23 protein-coding genes are annotated in these 24,843 nt (G+C 59.7%); 16 read left to right on the top strand and 7 right to left on the bottom strand.

Annotated elements, in window-relative coordinates:
- The 3 genes from draG to AB7E65_RS05040 all read right to left on the bottom strand — a co-directional run.
- Nucleotides 1-718: ADP-ribosyl-[dinitrogen reductase] hydrolase (draG, locus tag AB7E65_RS05030; protein ID WP_428745386.1), on the bottom strand; the 718-nt coding region annotated here is incomplete at its 3' end.
- Entirely contained in the window at nt 715-1,515 is an 801-nt protein-coding gene (locus AB7E65_RS05035) for an NAD(+)--dinitrogen-reductase ADP-D-ribosyltransferase (protein WP_320360946.1), read from the bottom strand. The genes draG and AB7E65_RS05035, both read right to left, overlap by 4 nt.
- An 8-nt stretch (nt 1,516-1,523) precedes the next feature.
- Complete coding sequence (locus AB7E65_RS05040) at nt 1,524-2,087, bottom strand: ANTAR domain-containing response regulator (RefSeq protein ID WP_072287299.1); 564 nt, start codon at nt 2,085-2,087, stop codon at nt 1,524-1,526.
- A 292-nt stretch (nt 2,088-2,379) separates the two neighbouring features.
- Between AB7E65_RS05040 and wtpA (AB7E65_RS05045) the strand changes: the two genes are divergently transcribed.
- The 16 genes from wtpA (AB7E65_RS05045) to AB7E65_RS05120 all read left to right on the top strand — a co-directional run bounded on the left by wtpA (AB7E65_RS05045) (nt 2,380) and on the right by AB7E65_RS05120 (nt 20,080).
- A complete protein-coding gene (gene wtpA, locus AB7E65_RS05045) occupies nt 2,380-3,363 on the top strand; it encodes a tungstate ABC transporter substrate-binding protein WtpA (RefSeq protein ID WP_072501976.1) in 984 nt (327 codons plus the stop codon).
- Between the two features lie 138 nt (nt 3,364-3,501).
- A complete protein-coding gene (locus tag AB7E65_RS05050) occupies nt 3,502-4,218 on the top strand; it encodes an ABC transporter permease (protein WP_407058553.1) in 717 nt (238 codons plus the stop codon).
- Nucleotides 4,215-5,252 (top strand): ABC transporter ATP-binding protein, encoded by a 1,038-nt coding sequence (locus AB7E65_RS05055; protein WP_072287301.1) that lies wholly within the window; start codon nt 4,215-4,217, stop codon nt 5,250-5,252. Before AB7E65_RS05050 ends, AB7E65_RS05055 begins: the two co-directional genes overlap by 4 nt.
- A 76-nt stretch (nt 5,253-5,328) precedes the next feature.
- A complete protein-coding gene (wtpA, locus tag AB7E65_RS05060) occupies nt 5,329-6,312 on the top strand; it encodes a tungstate ABC transporter substrate-binding protein WtpA (protein WP_407058554.1) in 984 nt (327 codons plus the stop codon).
- A gap of 109 nt (nt 6,313-6,421) precedes the next feature.
- On the top strand, nt 6,422-7,498 hold the full coding sequence (locus AB7E65_RS05065; RefSeq protein WP_320360949.1) for a hypothetical protein: 1,077 nt from the start codon (nt 6,422-6,424) through the stop codon (nt 7,496-7,498).
- A 368-nt stretch (nt 7,499-7,866) separates the two neighbouring features.
- On the top strand, nt 7,867-9,243 hold the full coding sequence (locus tag AB7E65_RS05070; RefSeq protein ID WP_428745387.1) for an aspartate aminotransferase family protein: 1,377 nt from the start codon (nt 7,867-7,869) through the stop codon (nt 9,241-9,243).
- Between the two features lie 2 nt (nt 9,244-9,245).
- Entirely contained in the window at nt 9,246-11,927 is a 2,682-nt protein-coding gene (locus AB7E65_RS05075) for an MMPL family transporter (protein WP_072287304.1), read from the top strand.
- 5 nt (nt 11,928-11,932) lie between these two features.
- Nucleotides 11,933-12,742, top strand: a complete 810-nt coding sequence (locus AB7E65_RS05080) for a PhnD/SsuA/transferrin family substrate-binding protein (protein WP_428745388.1) — start codon at nt 11,933-11,935, stop codon at nt 12,740-12,742.
- The gene (locus AB7E65_RS05085; protein WP_072287306.1) at nt 12,739-13,482 is read left to right on the top strand and encodes a tetratricopeptide repeat protein; all 744 of its coding nucleotides are present in this window, start codon (nt 12,739-12,741) and stop codon (nt 13,480-13,482) included. Before AB7E65_RS05080 ends, AB7E65_RS05085 begins: the two co-directional genes overlap by 4 nt.
- 188 nt (nt 13,483-13,670) lie before the next feature.
- On the top strand, nt 13,671-14,681 hold the full coding sequence (hpnH, locus tag AB7E65_RS05090) for an adenosyl-hopene transferase HpnH (RefSeq protein WP_072287307.1): 1,011 nt from the start codon (nt 13,671-13,673) through the stop codon (nt 14,679-14,681).
- A gap of 44 nt (nt 14,682-14,725) precedes the next feature.
- Nucleotides 14,726-15,490, top strand: coding sequence for a hypothetical protein (locus AB7E65_RS05095; protein WP_428745389.1), 765 nt, complete (start codon nt 14,726-14,728; stop codon nt 15,488-15,490).
- A gap of 6 nt (nt 15,491-15,496) precedes the next feature.
- Nucleotides 15,497-15,955, top strand: a complete 459-nt coding sequence (locus AB7E65_RS05100) for an FKBP-type peptidyl-prolyl cis-trans isomerase (protein WP_072287309.1) — start codon at nt 15,497-15,499, stop codon at nt 15,953-15,955.
- 123 nt (nt 15,956-16,078) lie between these two features.
- Entirely contained in the window at nt 16,079-16,585 is a 507-nt protein-coding gene (locus tag AB7E65_RS05105; protein WP_072287310.1) for an FKBP-type peptidyl-prolyl cis-trans isomerase, read from the top strand.
- A 369-nt stretch (nt 16,586-16,954) separates the two neighbouring features.
- Entirely contained in the window at nt 16,955-18,550 is a 1,596-nt protein-coding gene (locus AB7E65_RS05110) for a DASS family sodium-coupled anion symporter (RefSeq protein WP_320360953.1), read from the top strand.
- Between the two features lie 236 nt (nt 18,551-18,786).
- Entirely contained in the window at nt 18,787-19,899 is a 1,113-nt protein-coding gene (locus tag AB7E65_RS05115; protein ID WP_428745390.1) for a Glu/Leu/Phe/Val family dehydrogenase, read from the top strand.
- Nucleotides 19,832-20,080, top strand: coding sequence for an AMP-binding enzyme (locus AB7E65_RS05120; protein ID WP_428745391.1), 249 nt, complete (start codon nt 19,832-19,834; stop codon nt 20,078-20,080). Before AB7E65_RS05115 ends, AB7E65_RS05120 begins: the two co-directional genes overlap by 68 nt.
- Nucleotides 20,081-20,173: 93 nt before the next feature.
- Here AB7E65_RS05120 and AB7E65_RS05125 read toward each other — a convergent pair whose 3' ends face one another.
- The 4 genes from AB7E65_RS05125 to AB7E65_RS05140 form a co-directional block, all read right to left on the bottom strand.
- Nucleotides 20,174-21,847, bottom strand: coding sequence for an AMP-binding protein (locus AB7E65_RS05125; RefSeq protein WP_428745392.1), 1,674 nt, complete (start codon nt 21,845-21,847; stop codon nt 20,174-20,176).
- Nucleotides 21,848-21,904: 57 nt separating this feature from the next.
- The gene (locus AB7E65_RS05130; RefSeq protein ID WP_072287318.1) at nt 21,905-22,459 is read right to left on the bottom strand and encodes a helix-turn-helix domain-containing protein; all 555 of its coding nucleotides are present in this window, start codon (nt 22,457-22,459) and stop codon (nt 21,905-21,907) included.
- A gap of 85 nt (nt 22,460-22,544) precedes the next feature.
- Nucleotides 22,545-23,765 (bottom strand): tryptophan synthase subunit beta, encoded by a 1,221-nt coding sequence (gene trpB / locus AB7E65_RS05135; RefSeq protein ID WP_428745393.1) that lies wholly within the window; start codon nt 23,763-23,765, stop codon nt 22,545-22,547.
- 136 nt (nt 23,766-23,901) lie between these two features.
- Nucleotides 23,902-24,843 (bottom strand): DMT family transporter (locus AB7E65_RS05140; protein WP_428745394.1); only part of this gene is annotated, 942 nt, incomplete at its 5' end.

A 24,843-nucleotide genomic window follows, 5' to 3' on the forward strand; every position in this document is an offset into this window, starting at 1 on the left:
TGAGGCATTCTTCAAAATTACCGGTGCCGAAAAAGTAGTGGAAGACAGTTTGCAGGGTTTCCACAATGTAAGCCGAGGCTTGTCCCCGATAATTTTTGCAGTGGAACTTGGGGTGTTCGGCGCCCAGTTCCCGAACCAGCGCATGGAGTTGCGGCCGATTGGCCCCCAGCAGAGCTCTCTGCACCAGTTTTCCAACGGTCAGACAGGCGGCATCGGAGAGGGGATGGTTGTGGGTGAGCCTGGCTTGTTCCAGGGCGCAGCGTTGCAGCAGTGTCTCATCGCCAAGGGTAAACAGGGCCACCGGCAACATACGCATGGCGGCGCCATTGCCGGCATCCCAGTCGCTTGGGGGCTTTTCCAGACGGCCGGTGAGGATGTAGTCGCTGATGCCGCGCCGGCATGTGGCGCCGACGTCGATCGGTTTGCTGCGCAGCCAGGCGGCTAAGTGGTCGGCCACGCGACGCAGGCTCCAGCCTCCTGCTTCGTCGATGGCGCGGGCGATGCACAAGCTCATTTCGGTATCGTCGGTGACTTTGCCCGGTTTGAGATGCAGCCAGCCGCCGCCGATGATGCGACGGTGAACCTTGTACTGCTGGCGGATTTCCGCGGGCGTGAGAAATTCGGTGGTGGCACCCAGCGCGTCGCCGATGGCCAGCCCCAGGAAGGCGGAGCGGGCGCGGTGGATGAGATGTTCCAGGGTGCTTCCATCGACAGTCATCGAAAGCCTCCCGTAATGATCTCGACTTCGTATTCGCCGCCGATCACCAGGTTTTCTTCTTCGCCCCGCAGCAATGCCGAACAAAACAGGCCGCTGAAAAACAGGATCTTGCTGGCGGGAACCTTTGCGGCCAATACCCTGGAGCCGAACTCCCAGGCACGTTCGAAATGGCTCGTGAAGGAATTGAGATTGTTCAGGCGCACTACGCAATGGTGGGGGGCTTGCTGTTCCAGCACGGGATGTTCGGCAAAATCGTAGATGCCGCGGTACATCTCGAATAGCGTCTGCCCCGCATGGCGGCGTTGCAATTCGTACTGGGCGAATTCGAACAGCAGATCGAACTGGGCCTGAATGGCGCAGCTGCGGGCGCTGCCGCGCATGCGGTCGATGAGGTAGGCCTGGTAGGCCTCGGACTGGATGCTGGCAATCGGCTGTCCGTGGTAGGTCGGGGCGAGTCCGAAGCGGCTTTCGACCCAGCCTTTGAGCACGGCGCCCTCACGGCCGTTGGCATCGAACATCCAGCCGCGTAAAAACCGCAGGTAACTGTTTTTCAGGCTTTTGCGGCCACCGGCGGTTTTCTGTTGCTGCCACTGGTGTAACTGGAAGGTAACGTCCATGTAGTCATGGAAAATCGCCGTACGCCGCCTTGGATCGGTCTCCGCGTCGAGCAATCTGAAAAAGCCGGCGTGGCCGCGGCGTACGCCCTGCAATTCCAGAGGCTTTGGATAGCGGTTGAAGTGCCGTGAGGCGATGACCCAGGGAGGCAGGGAGCAGTAATTGGTGCAGCAGGATTGCACGGCGTGGTTTACTCCTGGGTCAAGAGGATGGCTTGTGCAACTTCCGTGAGGGTTTTCCGCTTGTTCATGGCCATGCGCTGAATTTTCCGGTAGGCCTCCTGCTCCGAAAGTCCTTGCTGCATCAGGACACCCTTGGCCTTTTCTATGAACTTGCGCGATTCCAGGGTTTCCTTGAGTTTGGCGACTTCCTGGCGCAGATGCGCGATCTCGACAAAATGATGTATGGCCAGATCAACGGCCGGGAACAGCTGGTCCTCGCGAAACGGTTCGACGACATAATTGGCGATTCCCGCCAGACGGGCTTTTTCGATGGTCGCGTGGTCTGCCCGGGTCGTCAGCAGGACGATGGGGGCGGGGCATTTTTTGCTGATTATTTCAGCAGCGGTGATGCCGTCCATGACCGGCATGATGTAATCCATGACGATCAGCAGCGGATGATGGGCCTGGGTCATGTCGATGGCCTGTTGGCCGTTTTCCGCCTCCAGAATATCGGTGAATCCGTACTTCATCAGGGACTCGGCCAGGCGGCTTCGAATATCGGGTTTATCGTCTACAACCAGAACGCTTTTCACGAAGGGGGCCTCCAGGGGGATATGCGATAGGGCACCATCGGATACATCGGATCTTTCTGCATATTCGGTGCCTGTTTCACGCCGGTTTGGCACGCGTTGCACGGGCGGGGCGAACGGTCCATTGCATGGGATTGGATGAGCGGTTGTCAATATTGACAACGGGTTTGACTTGGGTGACGCAGTTCGCTATATTTTATCTGATATAGCGACGCCTCGCTTAAGTGTTTTTTGCACGCTTTTGGCTGCGCAGGCGCCTGACAATTCTTCAGGGGAGACATGAGGAGGTAGTAAAATGGGAAAAGGACTGGTGCGTCACGTTTTCGTCATGGTTTGTCTGGCAGCGGCAGCGATGCTGCCGTCGTCGGCGTTTGCCGCGCCCGCGGGCAAGCTCATCGTTTTTCATGCTGGCAGCCTGGCGGTGCCTTTTCAGGCCATGGAAAAGGCCTTTGAGGCCAAATATCCCGCCGTGGATGTGCAACGCGAGGCCGGTGGCAGCACCAAGATGGCGCGTTTGATTTCCGAAGTCGGCAAGCCCGCCGATATCATGGCGTCGGCCGATTACACAGTTATCGATAAAACCCTGATTCCCGATAACGCGGCGGTCAACATTCGCTTCGCCACCAATCAGCTGGTGCTCTGCTATACGGACAAGAGCAAATTCGCCAAGGAAATCAATGCCGACAACTGGTACAAAATTCTGCAGCGCAAGGGGGTGGTGTGGGGGCATTCCGATCCCAATCTCGACCCTTGTGGTTACCGCAGCCTGATGGTTCTGCAGCTGGCGGAAAAATTCCATGAGATTCCCGGACTTTACAACAAGCTTCTGGCCAATCGTCCCAAGGAAAACGTGCGTCCCAAATCGGTGGAACTGATCACTCTGCTGCAGAATGGGGACATGGATTATGCCTGGGAATACCGCTCGGTAGCTGTGCAGCATGGTCTTAAATATGTAACCCTCGACGATCACATCAATCTCGGCAATTATCAGCTGGACGATTTTTACAAGCAGGCCACCGTTCAGGTCACCGGCGACAAGCCCGGTACTTTCATTACCCGTGTCGGAGGGTCGGTGACCTACGGCGTGACCCTGATCAACGATGCGCCCAACCCGGAAGCGGCGGAAGCCTTCATGGCCTACCTGCTGGACCCTGAAGGCGGATTGAAGATTCTCGACGAAATGGGGCAGCCGGCATTCATCCCGGCACGCGTGCCGAGCGACGAAATGCATTCGAAGCTGCCGGCAACCCTGCGGCCGCTGGTCGAGGTCAGGAAGTAGGTCTGAGTGGCTGTCAAGTGTGATGATGGCAAGGTGGGGGCTGCGGGTGAAACTGCCGGTAAAAGGCGGGTGTCTCTCGGCAGCCCCTTTCTTTACGTAACCTTTTTCTGCAGTACGGCGGTATTGCTGTTTATCGTCATGCCGTTGTTCCAGATGGTGTCCCAACCCTCTCTCGGAGCCTTGCACGAGACCATCCGCGATCCGGAGGTGCTGTCGTCTATCTGGCTGTCGGTGTACACGGCGGTGATCGCGGCGGCGATCGCTTTTGTCTTCGGTACGCCGCTGGCCTACCTGCTGGCCCGGCACGATTTTGTCGGCAAAAAGCTGGTAGAGAGCATCGTCGATCTGCCGATCATGATTCCGCATCCGGTGGTCGGTATTGCCATTCTCAGCCTGCTGGGGAGAGGCCATCCCCTGGGGCAGTTGATGGCCAAGGTCGGGCTGCGCATCATGGGGAGCGTCACCGGCATCATCGTGGTGCTGACCTTTGTCGGTTTGCCTTTTTATCTGAATGCCGCCAAATCGGGGTTTGAAAGTGTGCCGGTGCGTCTGGAAAATGTTTCCCGGAGTCTCGGTGCCAGTCGCGCGGCCACCTTTTTTCGTGTCACCTTTCCCCTCAGTTGGCGGCATATGCTTGGCGGTGTGATCATGTGCGCGGCCCGGGCGGTGAGCGAATTCGGGGCGGTGGTGATCGTCGCCTATCATCCCATGATCGCACCGGTGCTGATGTACGAGCGGTTTACGGCTTACGGTCTCAAATATTCCCAGCCGGTCGGGGTGTGGCTGATTCTGGTCTGTCTGCTGTTGTTTATGGCGCTGCGCCTGGTGTCTTTGCCGAGCAAGGTGGAACGATGATCAAACTGGAAAATCTGAGTGTCAAGCTGCCGGGGTTTGCCGTGCGGAACGTGAATCTGCAGGTGGCTCCTGGTGAATTCTTCGCGCTGCTGGGTCCGACAGGGGCGGGCAAGACGGTCGTATTGGAATCCATCGCGGGGTTGCTGCATATCACCGCCGGAAAGGTAAGGGTGGCAGGCCGGGACATGACGCGGTTGCCGCCCGAAAAGCGACGCATCGGCATTGTCTATCAGGACTATGCCCTGTTTCCCCATCTGACGGTGATGGACAATATCTGTTATGGCCTGCGGTACTTCAATCAGGATACCAAGGCGGCCCGCCAGCGAATCGGCGACCTGGTCGACCTGCTGGGCATTGCCGGGATCGTGCACCGGCGGCCGTTGCATTTGAGCGGCGGCGAAAAGCAGCGGGTGTGTCTGGCGCGGGCCTTGAGCGTCAATCCGGAAGTGCTGCTCCTGGATGAGCCGCTGTCGGCTCTCGACCCCAATTTCCGTGAAGATATCCGCCGTTTGCTGAAAAATCTGCACGGCGAGTTGGGCATCACCTTCATGATGGTGACGCACGATTTTAACGAGGCTTTGTATCTGGCCGACCGTATCGGTGTGATGCGGCAGGGGCGCATGGAGCAGATCGGAACCACCGAAGATGTGTTTTTACGCCCCGCCACCCCCTTTGTCGCGGAATTTGTCGGCATGAAAAACATCTTCGAAGTCGCTTTGTCCGGACAACAGGCGGTTTTCGGCGGCCTGAATTTTCCCATGGCGGAGCCTGGCGGCGACAAGCGAGGGGTGCTGGCCATCCGTCCCGAAGATATCGTGCTGCAGCGCGAGGACGGATTCGAGGGTGGATTTGTGCGCTATGCCGGGGTGATCGAGCAGATCGTCCCGGCCGGGCTCTGGCATGAAGTCAGTGTCCGTTGTCAGCAGGCCCTGTTTAAAACGGTAATAGACCGAAAAACCGTGCTCTCGCAAGGTTACGGCGAGGGGGACGCGGTTTTTCTGGGCTTTGACAAGGACGCGGCACGGGTGTTCTGACGGCAGTGAAGTCGTTTACCGCTGGTTCGTTGCCAATGGCCTTGGGGTGTTAAATTGCGGAGAGGAATTGGATATGATGGCAGTAAAAACGTTTTTCAGGTTTGTGGCAACCGCGCTGGTGCTTCTGTGCGTTTTGCCGGTTGGAGAGGCGCTGGCCGCGCCCAGGGGCAAACTGATCATTTTTCATGCCGGCAGTCTGACGGTGCCTTTCGCGGCCATGGAAAAAGAATTCGAAGCGCGTTATCCCGGTGTCGACGTGCAGCGCGAATCGGGTGGCAGCACCCGCATGGCGCGCCTGATTTCCGAGGTTGGCAAGCCGGCCGATTTGATGGCTTCGGCGGATTTTCAGGTCATCGATCACAGCCTGATACCGGGGCTGGCCGATTTCAATATCCGTTTCGCCAGTAACGAACTGGTTTTAACCTATGCGGAAGGCAGCAAGTTCGCCGATGTGATCGATTCCGGCAACTGGTTCGAGATTCTGGGGAAGCCCGGTGTTGTCTGGGGGCATTCCGATCCCAACATCGATCCCGGCGGCTATCGCAGCCTGATGGCCATTCAGCTGGCCGAGAAATTTTACAAGCGGCCCGGCCTCTACAAGCGCCTGCTGGCCAACCGTCCAAAAACAAACCTGCGGGACAAGTCGGTCAGCCTGACCTCCATGGTGCAGAACGGGGATATGGATTATGCCTGGGCGTATCGTTCCATCGCCCTGCAGCATCGCATGAAGTTCGTTACCCTTGACGAGCACATCAATCTGGCCAATATCGCCCACGATGCATTTTATCGCACCGTCAGCGTGCGGGTGACGGGAGAGCGGCCCGGCTCCTATATCGATCGCCAGGGCCGGTTTGTCGCCTATGGCATCACCATGCTCAAGGACGCACCGAACCGCGAGGCCGCCGAGGCTTTTCTGGCCTATCTCCTGGATCCGGCGGGTGGGCAGAAAATCCTCGATCAACACGGCCAGCCGCCCTTCCGCAAACCTTTTGTTTCCAGCAAGGCGATGCATGACAAACTTCCGCAGAGATTAAAAAGTCTGGTTTTTGTAACGCGTTAGTTATAGAATTCTATTTTTCCTTTCCTGAACGGCTGTGTGCAGGTCTGGCCGGTTCGTTCGATGCGGGATAAGGGAATTTTTTTCAACCTTACCGGGGAGGTTTTTTACAATGAAGAGGGTCGTCGGTTTCGTGATCGTCGCGCTTTTGTGCGGTTTTTTGCCGGGTACGTTGGTTTATGCGGAAATCGCTGAGAATCAGGGGCTTTTTCATCGGCAGATCAAGCTTTACACCGGCGATGCCCAGGACTCATATCTGCTTGTTTTCCCCGTCGAGGTGACGCAGCCGGGAAGGGTCGAATGCGAATTCAAGCTGCTGCGCCCCGATGAGGAACGTTACCAAAGGGCCCTGGAAAAAATCCGTCAGGAGCGGGGCAAGGCCTTCATGTTCCGCTGGTCGTTGGTCGATTCCCGGTTTTTTGACCAGAAAAAACCGATGGAGCCCGGGAAATTCCAGCAGTGGCTGCAGGAAGCCAACAACTACAACCCGGTCGAATATCTTGCCGGCGACCAGATCCGCGGCATGGTCAGAGGCGCCAAGGCGGCACTCGATTTCGTGTTTGGCAAGAAAAAGAAGAAACAGGCGCCGGTTTATCTGCACGGTTACAGCCAAAGCGTGAGGTTTCCGCACACGCCGGACAATCATGTCACGACCGGCCGCATGCGCCACGATATCGATTTCAACGAACTTGCACAGACCCAGGGGATGTATTTTCTGGTGCTGGAGAACTTCAGTCAGCTCACCCCCGAACTTGAAGTGAAGGTTTCCTTCCCGGGCAAGCAGCACCAGGTGGACAAGGACTTCCTGCTGCCGCGCGATCTCGGCATCACCGCATTGCAGGTTCATGGGGACCATGTCTATGTCGAGGTGCAAAATCTTGGCGAAGCCAGCTTGCCGCAGGAACTGTATACCCGCAAGGGCAAGGATGCTGCGACGCTGATGCTGTGGCTGGATGGCAAGAGCTGGGGGGGCGTTACCCTGGCGAGACTGGATCCGGCAAAAAATCTGCTCGAACCGGGTGGCAAGGCCGGCTATACCTTCAAGGTCGCGGTGGCCGACAACTCCGAAGTTGTTTCGAAGCTCACTCTGCCGAAATTCGAGGATGCCGATGCCGGCAACAACGAAAAAAAACAGCTTCGCAGGGCCTTGCTGAAGGGCCTGACCCCCATCAAGGAGTTGCAGCCCTGATCTGTGTCACTCGCGACTCCGAAAGGTCGGTCGCGTCTGGGGATTTAACCCGGGTTCTGCCGAGAGCGGTTTGCGTGAAAGCTCCGGCGCGCTGGAAGTATCGCGCGTCGGAGCTTTTTGTCTGGCGCGGACCGGGCCGGAGCCGCGCGATTCATGATCATCATTTTGCCGTGGACATGCAGGGGCTGCTGACTTAAAATACCGCTTTGCACACTGCGGCGATCTTCCTGCGCACCTTTCCGCTCATTCTCCTACTCAATCCATGACCACACTCCGCCTTCGGGCGGTTCTGTTTTTGAGCGGGAAAGAGCATGGCCGTGCCGGGCGGATGGCAATCTATAACCTTATAACATCAGCGAGTCGGAACCATGGATATTCTTTCGAAAGTAAGGGAACGTCACGCAGAAACCTACGATCTGCACAAAAAATATATCAACCCTCAGTTCGTGCGGGTGCTGGAGGTTATCGGCTTCAATCGCAACTACGTCAGCGGCAAGGGGGCACGCCTTATCGATTCCGACGGGCGCGAGGTGCTCGATTTCCTGGCCGGCTTCGGCGTCTTCAATATCGGGCGCAACCACCCCCTGGTGGCTCAGGTGCTGCATCAGATGCTCGATTCCGATCCGGCCAACATGGTGCAAATGGATCTGGGAGGCATTTCCGGCCTGCTGGCCGAGGCCCTGGCCAAAATCACGCCTGGCGATCTGGATGCGGTATTTTTTACCAACTCCGGAGCTGAAAGTGTGGAAGGGGCGCTGAAGTTTGCTCGCCAGGCGACACGTCGCCAAAAGGTTGTGCACTGCCATCACGCCTTCCACGGACTGACCCTCGGGGCGCTCTCGGTCAACGGCAACCGTGAGTTCCGCGATTTTAACGAACCGCTGCTGCCCGGCTGTATCCAGGTGCCCTTCAACGATCTGGAGGCCCTGGAGCGCGCCCTGTCCGGCGGTGATGTGGCGGCGTTTATCGTCGAACCGATACAGGGCAAAGGGGTGTTCGTGCCGGATGACGATTACCTTCCCGGCGCCCGCCGCCTTTGTGACAAATACGGAACGCTGTTGATCGCTGACGAGGTGCAGACCGGTTTCGGGCGTACCGGCAAGATGTTCGCCGTCGATCATTGGGATGTGGTGCCGGATGTCATGGCGGTTTCCAAGGCGCTGTCCGGCGGGTTCGTCCCGGTTGGCGCGGTGATCACGCGGCGCTCGGTTCACGCCAGGGTTTTTGACAGCATGGATCGCTGTTTCGCCCACTCCAACACCTTTGGCCAGAACGATCTGGCGATGGCCGCCGGATTGGCGACCCTCGAAGTGCTGCAGAGTGAAAATCTCCCGGCACGGGCCGCCGAAACCGGGACCTACATTCTCGATGGTCTGCGCGAAAAAGCTCAGCGCTACGAGATGCTGCACGAAATACGGGGCAAGGGCCTGATGATCGGCATGCAGTTCGGTGAGCCCAGATCCCTGACACTCAAGGCTGGCTGGAAACTGGTGCATAAGATGAATGCGGATCTTTTCGGGCAGATGATTACCATGCCGCTGATGGAAAAACATCACATTCTGACTCAGGTGGCGGGCCACGGTCTCGATACCGTCAAGATTCTGCCGCCGCTGGTTATCGGGAAACAGGAGGCGGACATGTTCCTTGACGCCATGGAAACCGTTCTCAAGGACGTTCATCGGTTCCCCGGTTCGGCCTGGGCCACGACCAAGGACCTGGCCATGCGCACCATGAAGAGCGCCTGATCATGTTTGAAACCCTGCAGAACAGATTGCTGGCCGGGCTTTGGCACCTGATTTCCCGCGCGCCGCGCAGCGTTGTGTGGTGCGCGGTGTTTCTGGCCGCGGCATCGACACTGGTCTCGGTGCTGTTTTTGCGCCTTGACAGCGATCAGGACAAGCTTGTCTCCCGGGACCTGCCCTATCAGCAGCGCTATCTGGAAGTGCTGCGGAATTTCGGGGACCAGGAATATCTCTATGTCGTGATCCAGGCCGGGGCGGAAGAGCAGGGCAGAACCCGCGCCAGGGCCTTCGCCGATGCGCTGGCGACGCGTTTAAAAGCAGCTCCCGATCAGATCCAGGAGATTCACTACCGCACCACCGCCAGCGATCTTGGTCCACAAGCGCTTTACTACGCGCCGTTGAAGGAGGCAAAGAGCCTGGTCGGCATGACTTCGACCGTTGGTCCCGTGGCCATGGACTGGCTGCGCAGCGGTGAACTGGCGGATTTCATCCGCCGTGTCGGCAGTCTGCTCGACGGTGGCGTCCGGCATGGCGATGCGGCCGATCCGGCGTTGCTCGAGACAGCGCTTGGCGGTCTCGACGGCTTTGCCGACCGCCTCAATGCCGCCCTCGATGGCAAGGATCCCGGCGGTCCGGTGATCGATATGGCCAATCAGGGCAACCACTACTTTTTTACCGCCAACCAACGTCTCCTGATCATGCGTCTGCTGCCGGCCAAGGACTACGGCACCATGGACGTGATCGCCGGCCCTCTGGCGACAGTGCGCACCGCCCTGCGCCAGACCCGCGCGGAGTTTCCCGGCCTGCAGGCCGGCCTGACCGGGCGTCCGGTGCTGCAGGCCGATGAAATGGCCACCACCAACCGCGATATGACGCGGGCTTCGATCATTTCGGTGATTCTGGTGGGGCTGCTGTTCATGGTGGTACTGCATGGATGGCTGCGTCCGCTGCTGGTCATTTTCTGTCTGGGGCTGGCGATTGCCATGACCTTCGGCTTCACCACGGTGACTCTGGGGGTGCTCAATCTGCTGTCCATCGTTTTCGCCCTGGTGCTGGTCGGGATCGGGGTCGATTTCGGTGTGCATGTCGTTTTGCGCTACATCGAGGAACGCAAGGAAGGTAAAAGCGTCGAAGACGCGGTGCGCATTTCCCTGATGCAGACCGGTCCGGGAGTCATTGTCGGCGCCATTACCTCGGTTTGCGCTTTTTATGCGGTGCTGTGGTCCGACTTCACCGGCCTGGCGGAACTCGGTCTGATTGGCGGAACCGGCATTCTGATCTCGCTGGTGGTGATGCTCACCGTGCTGCCAGCTCTGCTGCTCATGGCGGGCCGTCGTCAGCTGTTCCCCAAATCCCTGCCGCATGTCACCAGCCTGCCGGTTCTGGGTCGTCTGTCCGCAAGGCCGGGACGGCTGCTGTCGATCCTGGCATTGTTCACTCTGCTTTTGTTGCCCGGGCTGTTCAGGGTCGGGTTCAATTACAATCTCCTTGAATTGCAGGCCAGGGGGCTCGAATCGGTCGATTATGAAAAGCGCATGATCGAGGATTCCGACGAATCGACCTGGTTTGCGGTGTCGGTGGCTGACAGCGCGGCGCAGCTCGATGTCCTGGGGGAAAAATTCAAAGCGCTGCCGAGTGTCGGCAAGATTGAAAGCCTGGTCGATTATCTGCCCCGTAACCAGCAACGCAAGGCGGCCTTGTTCAGGCAGGCATCGGCGAATCTCGGCGCGATGCCACCGGTCGTGGCGGCCGCTGCCATCGATACGAAGTCGGTGCTCGAAGCACTGGACAGCTTGTCGGCGTCCCTCGACAACCTGGCGGAGAAACTGTTTGCGGCCGGCGCCGGAGAGGAACTCGCGCGGCTAGACCGGCTGATGGAAAAACTCGATGCGGTTTATGAAAAGCTGGCCGCGGATCCCCGCCTTGCCGCCAGGCTGACGCCGGTGCAGTCCCGCCTGCAGGCCGACGTCAGGGACGGTATCGGGCAGCTGCAGGCGTGGCTGGCGGCGGGTCCGGTGACAATCGATACTCTGCCAGCGTTTTTGCGATCCTTGTTTATCGGTCGTGACGGTAGCATGCAACTCAAGATCACGCCGCGCCACGATATCTGGAAGTTCGCCAACCTGAAGACTTTCATCCGGGACTTGCGCAGCATCGACCAGCGGATTACCGGCGTGCCTGTCAGTGTTTATGAATCCGCACAGTTGATGAAAAGGACATTTCTGTCCGCCGCCATTGTAACGCTGGCACTGGTCAGCGTGCTGCTCTGGATCAGTGGTCGTTCCCTGCGCTATGTGCTGCTGGCCCTCCTGCCGCTGTCGGTCGGCATGATCTGGTTGCTGTCGCTGATGGGATGGCTGGGGCTGGATTTCAATCTGGCCAACTTTTTCGCCATCCCCATTCTGATAGCCGTCGGGGTTGACGGCGGGGTGCATTGTCTTGCACGCTGGCAGGAATTGCGCAACGGCTGTCTGTTTTCCACCACGACGCCGACGGCGGTGGCGCTGAGCTTCACCACCACCATGATCGGTTTCGGCGGGTTGCTGTTCGCCCATCACCGTGGCCTGGCCAGCCTGGGCTGGGTCATGGTGCTCGGTTCGCTGACCGGGATGCTGAGTTGCCTGCTGGTTCTGCCGGCGGCGCTCAAGCTTTTCCGCTACGGGCAGTCCCTGGACAAGGAGTCGTGATTTCGATGCGAAAATTGCTGATCGCAATGCTGTTGGTAATCGCCGTCGTCGGTTATGCGCAGGGTGCCGAACCCTTCGACTTTGTGGTGATACAGCCCGGGCAACCCGGTTCGTCGCAGGATGCGCAACCGGTCATGGATGCATTGGCCGCCTACCTGCGGGACAAGCTTGGCAGTTCGGTCACCGTCAGGGGGCACTACTTCAACGAAGCCTCGGCGGCTTCGGCTTTTCTCGCCACGCACCAGCCACGCTGGGGGATCGTATCTCTGGGCTATTTCCTGACTTACCACGGTGCAGGTTGCCTGGTGCCGCTGGCCGCAACCAGGCCCGGCGGCGCCGACAGCGATGTCTGGCGGTTGATGGTGGTCCAGGACGGGCCGGATGACTGGCGTGCCGTAAACGGGAGCGTCGAGGGCACGATGCTGTTTCAGCCACAGGTCGCGGCGCGCCTGATGTTCCGGCGCCCTGTCGGGGGAATGCCCTTCGCTCTCAAGGGGACCTTTCGCCCGCTGAGTTCCCTGCGAAACCTGTCCCGGGGCAAGGGGGCCGGGGTGATTCTGGACAAACCCCAGTTCGATGCAATCCAGGCTCTGCCCCAGTCTTCCAGGCTCAAGGTCATTGCGGCTTCCGATGCGCTTCCGACGCCGGCCGTGGTGAGCTTTGGACCGCCGGGCAAACTGCATGCCAGGCTTTACAAGGTATTGCAGTCCATGAAACAGGATCCCGCCGCGGCCGATCTGCTGAAATTGTTGCAGACCGACGGTTTCGGCCCGCCCGATGCACGTCTGAAAACGTTGAAGGGAAAAGGCCTATGAAGCTTGTGATTCCGATGCTGTTTGGGGTAGTATGCGTGCTTTCCGGTTGCGCGTCGGGCCCATCCACAGCGCCGCAACGGAGTATCGATGCGTCCGCGGCCCGACCCGGAGCTTTTGACCTCTGGCAGGACTGCGATATGGCGGACGCCGAAGCCTGGCGTCTTGCTGCCCCCCGGGATGCCGATGCGGCCCTGAGCGGCGCTGCCTGCCATGCTTTTTTGGTGGAGCAGGGGCAGGGAGATCTTAAAACCGCCGAAGCCGGGCGACGACTCGCCCAACAAGCTGTCGACGCTTTGCCCAAAAGCGCCGAAGCGCATTATCTGCTCGCTTACCTGTCCGGCCTGGAGGCACAGCGCAATCCCCTGAAGGCCCTGGCGCTGGTGCCGGTCATCGAGAGGGAGGCGCTGGCCGCCCTGAAGCTCAACCCGGCGCTTGACGAGGCCGGTCCAGCCCGCATGCTCGGGGACCTTTACCTGCAGGCGCCGGCTTTCCCGGTGAGCATCGGGGATCCCGCGCTGGCCGTCGACTACTACGAACAGGCCGTGGAATTGGCTCCCGATCAGTCCGAAAATCGCCTGGGGCTTGTCGACGCACTGCTCACGGAGGGGCGTCCTGCCGATGCCTGCCGTCAGTTGCAGCGTTTCTGGAAGGGCCTGATTCCAGGCGAAAGCTCCAGCGGTCCGTGGGAGCGGGGACTGGAGCTGCAAGGGCGCATGTGTGAGGCTTTGCAGGAAGAGTGATCGATGTAAATCTCAGTGTCTCTGGCTGACGCAGGATACCTGTCCGGTTGCTCGGAACGGGGATGTCCTGCGTCGCTGTGTTTTGCCGTCGCGATATCGACCGCGCGACCATCGGGCCAGGTCCACCGGCGTCCGAATTTCCGGATGGCCGAGCGCCGGCCAGAATTCATGTCTCAAGGAGATCTGCTTTGGGTGTTCCTTTTATCCAGAAAGCCCGTATCGGGGGCTATATTTGCAGGCAGTTGGCCAAAGGCAACCGCCGTTTTCCCCTGGTGTTGATGCTTGAGCCGCTGTTTCAGTGCAATTTGCGCTGCAAAGGCTGCGGAAAAATTTCCCATCCGCCGGAGATCATGAACCGCCGCATGACCGTTGAGGAGTGCGTGGCCAGGGCCGAAGAGTGCGGTGCCCCCATCGTTTCCCTGCCCGGGGGTGAACCGCTCATGCATCCGGACATCCATTTGATCGCCCGGGAACTGATCGCCCGTAAACGTTTTGTGTATCTTTGCACCAATGCATTGTTGGTGGAAAAGCGGCTGGCGGATTTCGAGCCGTCGCCCTACCTCACCTTCAATGTTCACCTGGACGGTCTGCGGGACAAGCACGATACCCTGGTCAATCGCAATGGCGTCTTCGATCAGGCGGTGCAGGCCATTCGGCGACTGGTCGCCGATGGCTACCGGGTGACAACCAACACGACCTTTTTTGGCGACGAGACCCCGGAAAGCGCGGCGGCCCTGTTTGATTTTCTCATGTCCCTGGGCGTCGAAGGCATGACGGTGGCGCCGGCTTTCAATTATGAAAGTGCCGAGGAACAGGATAATTTCCTCGGTCGCGAGGGCAGCTGCAAGCTGTTCCGCGCCCTGCTGCCGCAGGCCCGCAAACGCGGCTGGCGCTTCAATCACAGCAGCCTGTACCTCGATTTTCTGGCGGGCGGGCAGCAGTACGCCTGTTCCCCCTGGGGAACGCCTGCCGCCAACATTTTCGGTTGGCAGCGCCCCTGTTATCTTCTCAACGACGGCTACGTTGGCAGTTTCCGTGAACTGATGCAGGATACCGACTGGGAAAGCTACGGAACGGCAGGGGATGCGCGCTGCGCCGATTGTATGGTACACTGCGGATTCGAGCCAAGTGCGGTGGTGGATGCGGCGCTGCATCCGCTCAAGGCATTGGGGGTTTTTCTGCGTGGCGCCGGCAATTGATGCCCCTTTGAGGGGCGTCGTTATTTTCGGGAGTGGAGGCATGGGTGGCTTCACGTTGCGCTGATGCGGACCGTCATCTCGGCATGGTGGTGGCTCTGCCCGCCGAGGCCAGAGCCCTTCTCGGCAGGCAGCGGTGGATAAGGCGCGGTGGTTTTGCCATCTTCGAAAGCCGCGGACCGTCATCCGTGAAGACCACCTGGGCGTGCTGCGGGATCGGTCACCAGCGGGCGGCGGCCGCCGCCGCTTTTCTGGTTGAACAGGGCGTGACCCGTCTTGGTATTGCCGGAGTTTCCGGCGGACTGGACTCCGGGCTGGCCAGCGGCGATCTGATCGCTGCCAGAGGCGTTACCGATGAGGCCGGTTGTCTATGGCCGGCGGATCGACAGCTGTGTGCGTGGCTTGTTTCCAGCCTCGGTAATGAGGCCCGTTGCGGACTTGTCCTGACCACCAGCGAACCGCTGCTGACCACCCGGCGGAAAGCCTCCTGGCAAGCTTGCAGCGAGGCGCTGGCAGTCGATATGGAAAGCGCCGCCGTCGCCAATGTCGCGACCGTTGCGGGTAAACCGTTTTTTGTGTTGCGAGCGGTCTGCGACGATGCACGGCGCTCGGTGCCCCCGGCGTTGCTGCATCTGGTGGATGAGCAGGGCCGTCCCCGGCTGTTATGGATTGCGGCTCGCCTGGTACGGCAGCCGTCCTTGCTGCCTGAGCTGCTGCGCATGCAGGGGGATTTCGGCCGCGCGCTGAAGGCGTTGCGGCGTGGCTGGCGGGCATGTTGCGCTTCGGACGCCCCGTATTTCGATAAGGAGTGATGATAAATGGCTGATCCAATCAAGGACGGTGATGTAATCCGGGTGCGGTATACCGGCCGCGACCAGAATGGCGAAGTCTTCGACACCACCGACGGGCGCGGGCCCTTTACTTATGTGGTCGGTTCCGGCGCCGTCATGCGGGGTTTCGATGCGGCGGTGCTTGGTTTGCGAGCCGGTGAGCGTACTCGCGTAATTCTCGCGCCGGACCAGGCTTACGGAGCGCGTAACGAGGAGTGTGTCATCAGTATTCCCCGTAGCAGTGTTCCGGCCCGCCTGAATATTGTGCCTGGCATGCAGTTGAAACTGCCTCTGCAGGGGGGCAAGGCGATGACGGCTACCGTCACCAAAATTACCAGGGAACTCATCCGCCTCGACGGCAACCACCCCCTGGCGGGAAAAACCCTGACGTTCGATATAGAAATCGTGGCTACCGGCCTCAGGCCGACGGAACTGTTCGCATCGTAGCCTGTTTTACCCGGCCGCTTCTGAGCGGAAACGCAAGAGGCGGGCATTTCGCAATGGGAGATACAATGCTGCCGCATGCTGTGGGGGCATTTCTCGACCATCAGACCAAGGAGACGAGGAAAAATGGCGGAAATCATCCAGACTGGAGATACCATCAGCGTTAACTACACCGGGCGTTTCGAAGACGGCCAGGTGTTTGACTCTTCCGAAGGGCGCGCGCCCCTCAAATTCACTGTCGGTTCCGGACAACTCATCAAAGGGTTTGACGATGCCGTGGTGGGGCTTAAACAAGGCGATAAAACCACTGTCACGATTGAGGCCAAGGACGGCTACGGCGAATACCGGGACGATCTGGTCATTGCCGTCCCCAAAGCCAACGTTCCCGAGAATCTTGAGATCGAGATCGGCAAGCGCTTTCATCTGCGCGATCAGAGCGGCCGTCCGGTGCCGGCCGTGGTTGTTGAAATTACTGAAGAAGCCGTGAAGCTGGATGCCAATCATGCGATGGCCGGCAAGACCCTGATATTTGATATCGAAGTGGTCGAAACCGGATTGCAGGCCGAGGCGCCTCAGGCCGCTTCCCACTGTGGTGACGGCAGCAACGGTTGCCGGGGTTGCGGTCAGCACTGAGTGGTGGACGCAAGCAGGATAAGCATATTTGCGGAGCCGGCATATTCCGGCTCCGTTTTTTAATGCCTGCAAGCGGGAGAAAAATATGAATTCCATGGTCATTTGATTTTGCGTTTTTGCCGGCCGTGTCACGGCAGGCCGCCCTAAAAAATATTGTTTTTCGATAACTACCATACGATCCAGCCGGGACGTCCCGCCGGCATCAGAGGCATGTCCCTGCCGCTGCATTGAAACTGGCCTGCGGGCGACCTGCCTGCAGTCGCCGGTGGCCGTGGCTGATTCAGGATGTTATGCTATAAATGTTTTCGAGACCCGTTCGGATGAGCCGTTGGCAATGGATGGCAGGCGCGCATGGGGCAGGGATGCGGGATGGATAAAGAAGAGGCGATTCAGGTACAGTCTGGGGAAACTTCCGCGGCACAGGGCGATACGCCTGACGGTTTTGGCACGGCGCGCTGGGGAGGCCGGCGACTGTTCGGTCTGGTATGCGGGCCGGTTTTGTTCGCGTTGATGCTGCTGCTGCCCGAGACTGTCAGCCTTTCGCCAGAGGCCCGCAAAATGGCGGCTATCGCTCTGCTGATGGCGACCTGGTGGATGTGCGAGGCGATTCCGATTCCAGCCACCGCGCTATTGCCGCTGGTGCTCATGCCTCTGTGCGGATTGCTGCCGATGAAGGAGGCTGCGGCTCCCTATGCCAGCGAACTGATTTTTCTGTTCATGGGCGGATTTCTGATCGCCCTGAGCATGCAGCGCTGGAATCTGCACCGGCGCATCGCGCTGCTGGTGGTGAGCTGCTTCGGGTTCGCCCCGGACCGGCTGGTGCTCGGGTTCATGGTGGCCAGCGCCGGACTGTCCGCCTTTGTTTCCAATACGGTAACGGCGCTGATGATGATGCCCATCGGCATGGCGGTCATCCAGCATGTGATTGCCGAGGGGCGGCGCACGGGAAATGATGCGGAGATCGATTTTTCTCCGGGGAAATTCGCTTTCGGTGCCAATCTGATGCTCGGCATCGCCTACGCCTGCTCCATCGGCGGCATCGCCACCCTGATCGGCACGCCGCCGAACACGGTGCTGGCCGGATACCTGAAGCATGCCTACGGCTACGAGATAACCTTTGCCCGCTGGATGATGGTCGGCGTGCCCCTGTCGATCGTGATGCTGGCGGTGTGCTGGGTCTGGTTGACCCGTTTTGCCAATCCCATGCGGCTTGAGCAGGTTCCCGGCGGCCGCCATCTGATTCAGGCGGAACTGCGCCGCCTCGGCCCGATGGATGCCGGGGAGATCGTCACCGCCGTGGTATTCGGCTGTACCGCCGCCGCCTGGATTTTGCGGGAAACGGTGGCCGGTTTCTGGCCGGCGCCATCCATGATCAGCGATGCGGTGATCGGCATGACCGGCGGCTTGCTGCTGTTTGTGATTCCCGTAGGCCGGCGTGGCGAGTTCGCCATGAATTGGGAATGGGCTGGCCGTCTGCCATGGGGCATGCTGCTGTTGTTTGGCGGTGGCCTGTCCCTGGCCAACGGGTTCGAAAAGACCGGCCTGTCGGGCTGGCTGGCGGGCCGCATCGAACTGCTCAGCAATGCGCCGCTGCTGATTCTGGTGCTGGCCGTTACCGTATTGATTATTTTCCTCACCGAACTGACTTCCAACACCGCCACCGCCGCCATGTCCATGCCGGTGCTCAGCGCCGTGGCTTTGGGGTTGGGCGAAAACCCCCTGCTGCTACTGGTGCCCGCCGCCCTGGCGGCATCCTGTGCCTTCATGCTGCCGGTCGCAACGCCGCCCAACGCCATTGTTTTCGGCTCGGGCAGCGTGACCATGCCGCAGATGATCAAGAGCGGCTTGGCCCTCAACCTTATCGGCATCGTGCTGATCACGCTGCTTACCTACGGCCTTGCGGTGCCGCTGTTCGATATTGTCTTCGGCCAGCTGCCGGCATGGACATCCTCTGCCTGGCGGTGATTCGCAGGTTGCCGCAGACCCCTTCCTGATTTTTTTTCAGAACATCACGCGACCGGCCGGCTTACCGCTCCGGTTTGACATTTCGTCCCTGACGGCGACAATTCTAGAAAGTGTCCATCTGCAAACCACGGATGGATGCGCTGTGTTTTGCATTCTGACAACAAGCCTTTTACGGATAAAAACGGGAAAAGTTGCTGCCATTTCAGACTTTGATGGCGATCAGGGAGGATACTGCCATGCTGGATGCTTTTACTTATGCTGACACATACGGTCCCGCCAGGATCATCTACATCTACGAACCGCGCATTGCCCTGAAGGGCGTGCTGGTAATCGACAATGTCGCTGTTGGCCCCGCCATTGGCGGTCTGCGCATGGCGCCGGATGTAAATGTCGGAGAATGTTTCCGTCTGGCACGGGCCATGACCCTTAAAAATGCCGCTGCCGGGCTGGCCCACGGTGGCGGCAAGTCGGTGCTTTATGGTGATCCGAAAATGCCGGCGCGGGACAAGGAATGCCTTATTCGTGCCATGGCTTGCGCCTTGCGCGATTGCCAGGACTATATCTTCGGCCCGGATATGGGCACCGATGAAACCTGCATGGGCTGGATCCGGGATGAAATTGGCCGGGCCGTGGGTTTGCCCGAATCCCTTGGCGGCATCCCCCTTGACAAGATCGGCGCGACGGGGTGGGGCGTGCGGCATGCGGTGGAAGTCGCGGCGCCGGTAGCGGGTTTCGAGCTGTCTGGCGCGCGGGTCGTGGTGCAGGGGTTCGGCGCCGTGGGACAGCATGCTGCCCGTTTTCTAAGTGGGACGGGCGCCGTGCTGGTCGGGGCCGCGGATTCCAGGGGGACCTTGTACGATCCGCAGGGGATCGATGTCGGTGCCCTGATGGATCTGAAGAATCTGGGCAAGAGTGTTGTCGATTACCCCAAGGGCCAGAAACTGGACCGGGACGCGGTCATCGAACTCGAGTGCGAGGTCTGGATCCCGGCGGCACGCCCCGATGTGATCAACGAAGCCAATGTCGACCGGTTGCGCACCCGACTCGTTGCCCAGGGTGCCAATATCCCCGTAACCGCCGCGGCGGAAAAAACCTTGCATGAGCGCGGCGTTCTGTGTCTGCCCGATTTTATCGCCAATGCCGGTGGCGTGATCTGTGGGGCGCTTGAATATCACGGCGGCTGGAAGGGTCTGGTGTTCGACGTGGTGGCGGAGAAAGTTCGCGCCAACACCGAGCAGATGCTGCGCCGGGTCCGGCAGGAGGGGCGTTTGCCGCGCGATATTGCTGTCGATATGGCTCTGTCCGTTCTGCGCAAAGCCATGGCGACGCGCCGCTGGTCGATTTACTGAGCGCCGTCGAGGCAGGAACCGAGGCGAAGAAGAACTCAGGAGCTATTGCAAGGCCGGCCTGGCCCATTTCAAGGTGCCCCGGCATATCTGGATCGTGGATGAATTCCCCAAAACCGGCAGTGGCAAGCTGCACAAACCACGTATGCGGGAAATGACCATGGATCGTTTGAAAAAAGGATGATGTTCACGGTTATCCGCTGGATTGAATTCGACGGGCCGGGGCCTTCAACGCATGAGGGCCCCGGCCGCATTTGTGGGTGAATTCTGGGAATCTTCAGATTTTGCCGTCGTCCTTTTCGCGGATTTCGACCCGACGGATCTTGCCGCTGATGGTTTTGGGCAGCTCCGGGACGAATTCGATGATGCGCGGGTATTTGTAGGGCGCGGTGACGTTTTTGACGTGGCTCTGCAGTTCTTCGATCAGCGCGTCGCCGGCCGCGTAGCCTTTGCTCAGCACGATGGTCGCCTTGACCACCTGGCCCCGGTCCGGGTCCGGCACCCCGGTAATGGCGCACTCCAGCACCGCGGGATGTTCCATCAGGGCGCTTTCGACTTCGAAGGGGCCGATGCGATAGCCGCTGCTTTTGATGACATCGTCGGCGCGGCCGACAAACCAGTAGTAGCCGTCCTCGTCCCGCCAGGCCATATCGCCGGTGTGATAGTAGCCGTCGTACCAGACCTCGGCGGTTTTGGCCTCGTCCCGGTAGTATCCCGGGAAAAGCCCCAGAGGCCTGCCGGCTTTGGTGCCGATAACGATTTCGCCCTCCTCACCCACGTCGCAGGGGCGGCCGTCGGCATTGAGCAGATCGATATCGTAGAGGGGACAGGGTTTGCCCATGGACCCCGGTTTGGGCTCCATCCAGGGCCAGGTGGCGATAGTGACCACCAGCTCTGTCTGGCCGTAGGCTTCCATGAGCTTGAGCCCGGTGTACTTGAGAAACCGCTCGTAGACTTCCGGATTGAGGGGTTCACCGGCGACCACGCAGTATTTCAGGCCGGAAAAATCGTACTGTGACAGATCTTCCTTGATGAGGAAGCGGTAGATGGTCGGCGGCGCGCAAAAGGTGGTGACCCCGTAGCGGGCGGCCATGGCCGCCATCGATGCGGCGTTGAACCTGTCGTAGTCGTAGACGAACACCGCGCTGCCGCACAGCCACTGGCCGTAGATTTTGCCCCACACCACCTTGGCCCATCCGGTGTCGGCCACCGTGTAATGCAGGCCGTCGTCCATGTTGTTCTGCCAGTACCTGGCGGTCAGGATATGCGCCAGCGGGTAGACCATGTCGTGATGGATCAGTTTCGGGTAGCCGGTGGTGCCGGAGGAAAAATAGGCCAGGCAAACATCCTCGTTGCAGGTATCCAGCTCTTTTTCGGGTTGCCGGAATTCCGAGGGCGCCCTTTCAAGTTCGTTCTGGAAATCGATCCAGCCTTCCCGCGGTTCTCCCAGCAGCAGTTTGTGCCGGATTCTGCCGCCGGTCTGCCGCTGGCCTTCCTCGATATGCTCCACAAGGCCGTCGTCGGCGACGCTCACGATCATGGGGATGGAGGCCACCTCCACGCGGTATTTGATGTCCTTGGCGGTGAGCATGTGGGTGGCGGGGGTGGCGATGGCGCCGATCTTGTGCAGCCCCAGCAAACAGAACCAGAACTCGAAGCGGCCCTTGAGAATCAGCATCACATGGTCGCCTTTTTGGATGCCGTAACCGCGGAACAGATTGGCGGCCTTGTCACTGTAGTGTTTCAGGTCGGCGAAGGTGAAGGTGCGGTCATTGCCATGGTCGTCACACCATACCAGGGCCCGTTTGTGCGGTTGCTCGGCGGCATAGACGTCGACCACGTCGTAGGCGAAGTTGAAATTCTCCGGGATGCGGATGGACAGATGGTCCCGGAAATCCTCGTAGGAATTAAATTCGGTCCGGTTGACGAACCGGTCCAGAAGACAAGACATGGTTCCTCCTCAGAACGGCACGGCTGGTGGCCAGGGCCAGAAGACTGCGCGCCGAAATTACAGGATGATGGCCAGAAACTTCGCCGGGCGACCATCCAGGGCCTCCATGGCGTGTTCATAATTGGCGTCGAAGTAAATCGAATCTCCGGCTTCCAGTTCGACTTCGTTGTGATGGATATGGATCTTGATCCGGCCTTCCAGCACCAGATTGAATTCCTGGCCGGGATGGGTGTTTTTTTGTGGCTTGCTGCCGTCCGGCCGGGGCTCGACACTGACCAGGAACGGTTCGGCCTTTTTGTGGACGAAATTGGCGGCCAGGCTCTGGTAGCTGTACTGGCTGCGACGTTCGACCGCCACCCCCTTGTCCTTGCGGGTCACGGTAAAGATATGCATGCGCGGCATGTCGCCGGTCAGCAGCAAACCCATGTCGACCTGCAGATCGGTTGCGATCTTGTAAAGGATGCTGGCGGGGATGTCCTCGCTGCCGTTTTCGTAGCGCTGATAGGTTAAAATTGGCAGATTGAGGCTTTCCGCCATCTGCTCGACGGATATTTCGGACAATTCGCGCAACTCCCGCACGCGCGAGGCAATTTCGCGGATTTTCTGCTGCATGCTCGGCTCCCTTCTGGATGCCCGGCCGGGGACAGGCCACATGGGCCAGTCTGGCATGAACGGTTGACTCTCGCTTTATCAGGGGTTATTCGCAGCCGTAATCGCGGCCGTAGTTTTCCATTACGAAATCGATATCCTTGTCGCCGCGCCCGGACAGATTGACCAGGATGGTCTGTTCGGAAGGCAGGGTGGCGGCGAGTTTCATGGCGTACGCCACGGCGTGGCAGCTTTCCAGAGCCGGGATGATGCCCTCCACCCGGGAAAGCTCGAAAAACGCGTCGATGGTGTCCTTGTCACCTGCGGTTACGTAGTTGACCCGTTTGAGGTCCTTGAGGAGGCTGTGCTGGGGGCCGACGCCGGGATAATCCAGACCGCTGGCCACGGAGTATACCGGCAGCGGTGCGCCGTTTTCGTCCTGCAGCATATAGGAGCGGAAACCGTGCATGACGCCGGGTTTCCCCAGGGACAGGGTGGCGGCGTGGTCGCCGTCGTTCAGGCTTCGGCCGGATGGCTCGACCCCGAAGATGGCCACGTCCTGGTCGTCGAGAAAGGCGGTGAACAGGCCGATGGCGTTGGAGCCGCCGCCGACGCAGGCCACCAGGTTGTCCGGCAGGGCGCCGGTTTGTTCCAGAAACTGCTGACGGGCTTCGATGCCGACGATCTGCTGAAAATCCCGTACCATCATCGGAAAAGGGTGGGGGCCGACCACCGAGCCGATAGCGTAGATCTGCCGGACCGGATCTTCGAGATAGGCCTCGAAGGCCGCATCGACGGCATCCTTGAGGGTGCGGGTGCCGCGCGTTACCGGCACCACCCTGGCGCCCAGGATTTTCATGCGCGTGACATTGGGCCGCTCCTTGGCGATATCGACCTCGCCCATGTATATATGGCATTCAAGGCCCACCAGCGCCGCGGCGGTGGCCAGGGCCACACCGTGCTGACCGGCCCCGGTTTCGGCGATAAGGATCTGTTTGCCCATGCGCTTGGCCAGCAGGGCTTCGCCGAGACAATGGTTGATTTTGTGGGCGCCGGTATGGTTGAGGTCTTCCCGTTTCAGGAAAATCCGTGCGCCGCCGATCTTGCGGGACAGGTTGCGGGCATAAAACAGCGGACTGGGTCTTCCCACATAATGCCGGTAAAGAGACTGCAATTCTTCAACAAAGGAAGGATCCTGCTGGATCTGCAGATAGGCTTCGGTAATCTCATCCATGACTTTCTGCAGCTGCTCGGGGATGAAGCTGCCGCCATATTCGCCAAAATAGCCTTTGCTGTCGGGCAGCGGTATGTCTTTCAGGGTACGGCTCATGATGTACTCCATTGCAACAGGTTTGCACAGTTGGAAAGGATGACGGAATAAAGCATAAAAGCTAGCGGAACAGCGTTTAAAGATCAATCACTAATTCGTTGCCGGAGCCTCGATTGAAGGCGGCAACGAGGGCGGATCAGTGCCGGTTTGTGTAAGGCGACGGGGGGCGAAATGCCGGTAAATTATACATGATGATGGCGCTGGCGATGCAGGCCATGCCAGCCACGGGCCACAAACCTGGCGATTCTCCGGGCAGCAGCAGCCAGCTGAGCAGGGCGCCGCAGACCGGAATCAGGAATTTCCACAAATTGAGTTCGGATACCTTGACGCCGGGTCGGCGCAGCAGGGTGAACCACAATGAAAAGGCGGCCGCCGAAAGGAAGGCAAGCCACGCCAGCGATACCCAGAAGGGCCAGGGCAGGGTGGCCGGCAGCGCGCCTTCCAGCGGGCGGGACAGGCACCACAGGGCGAATCCGCCAATGAACAGTTGCGCCGAGTTGAGAAACAGGGGGTGCAGGCTGGTTGTGTGACGTGCCACCAGAATATTGCCCATGGCCCCAGCGGTGTTGGAAAGCAGCAGGATGGCGATGCCCGCCAGTTCCATCAGGCCGGTGGCGGAACGCCATGGCAAGCGGCTCAGGCTCAGTATCGCAACCCCGGCCAATCCCAGCAGGATGCTGCAGGTTTTGGCCCGGTTCATGCGGTCGCCGGTCATCAGGAAGTGGGCAAGAACGGCGGCCACCAAAGGCGATGCGCCAATGACCATGGCCGCCAGGGCGCCGGGGACCAGGGTCATGCCGATATAAAACAGGCCATAAAGGGTAAAGGTCTGAAAAAATGCTATCCATGCGATCAGTCGCAGGTGCCGCAAGGTGTCGCGAAGTGTCGGCCGGTGCAGCCACCACAACGGCACCAGTAGCAGGCCCGACAGCATGAAACGGATGCCGGCAAAGGCCAGCGGGCCGGCATATTGCAGGCCGGTTTTGACGCCGACGAAGGCGGTGGACCACAACAGGCAGGCGGTCACGGCCAGCAACGGGGTGCTCGTCAGGCGATGGTCCTTCATGGGCTTTCTCCT

The organism is Syntrophotalea sp. (genome assembly GCF_050253115.1).
In the GTDB taxonomy this organism is placed as follows: domain Bacteria; phylum Desulfobacterota; class Desulfuromonadia; order Desulfuromonadales; family Syntrophotaleaceae; genus Syntrophotalea; species Syntrophotalea acetylenica.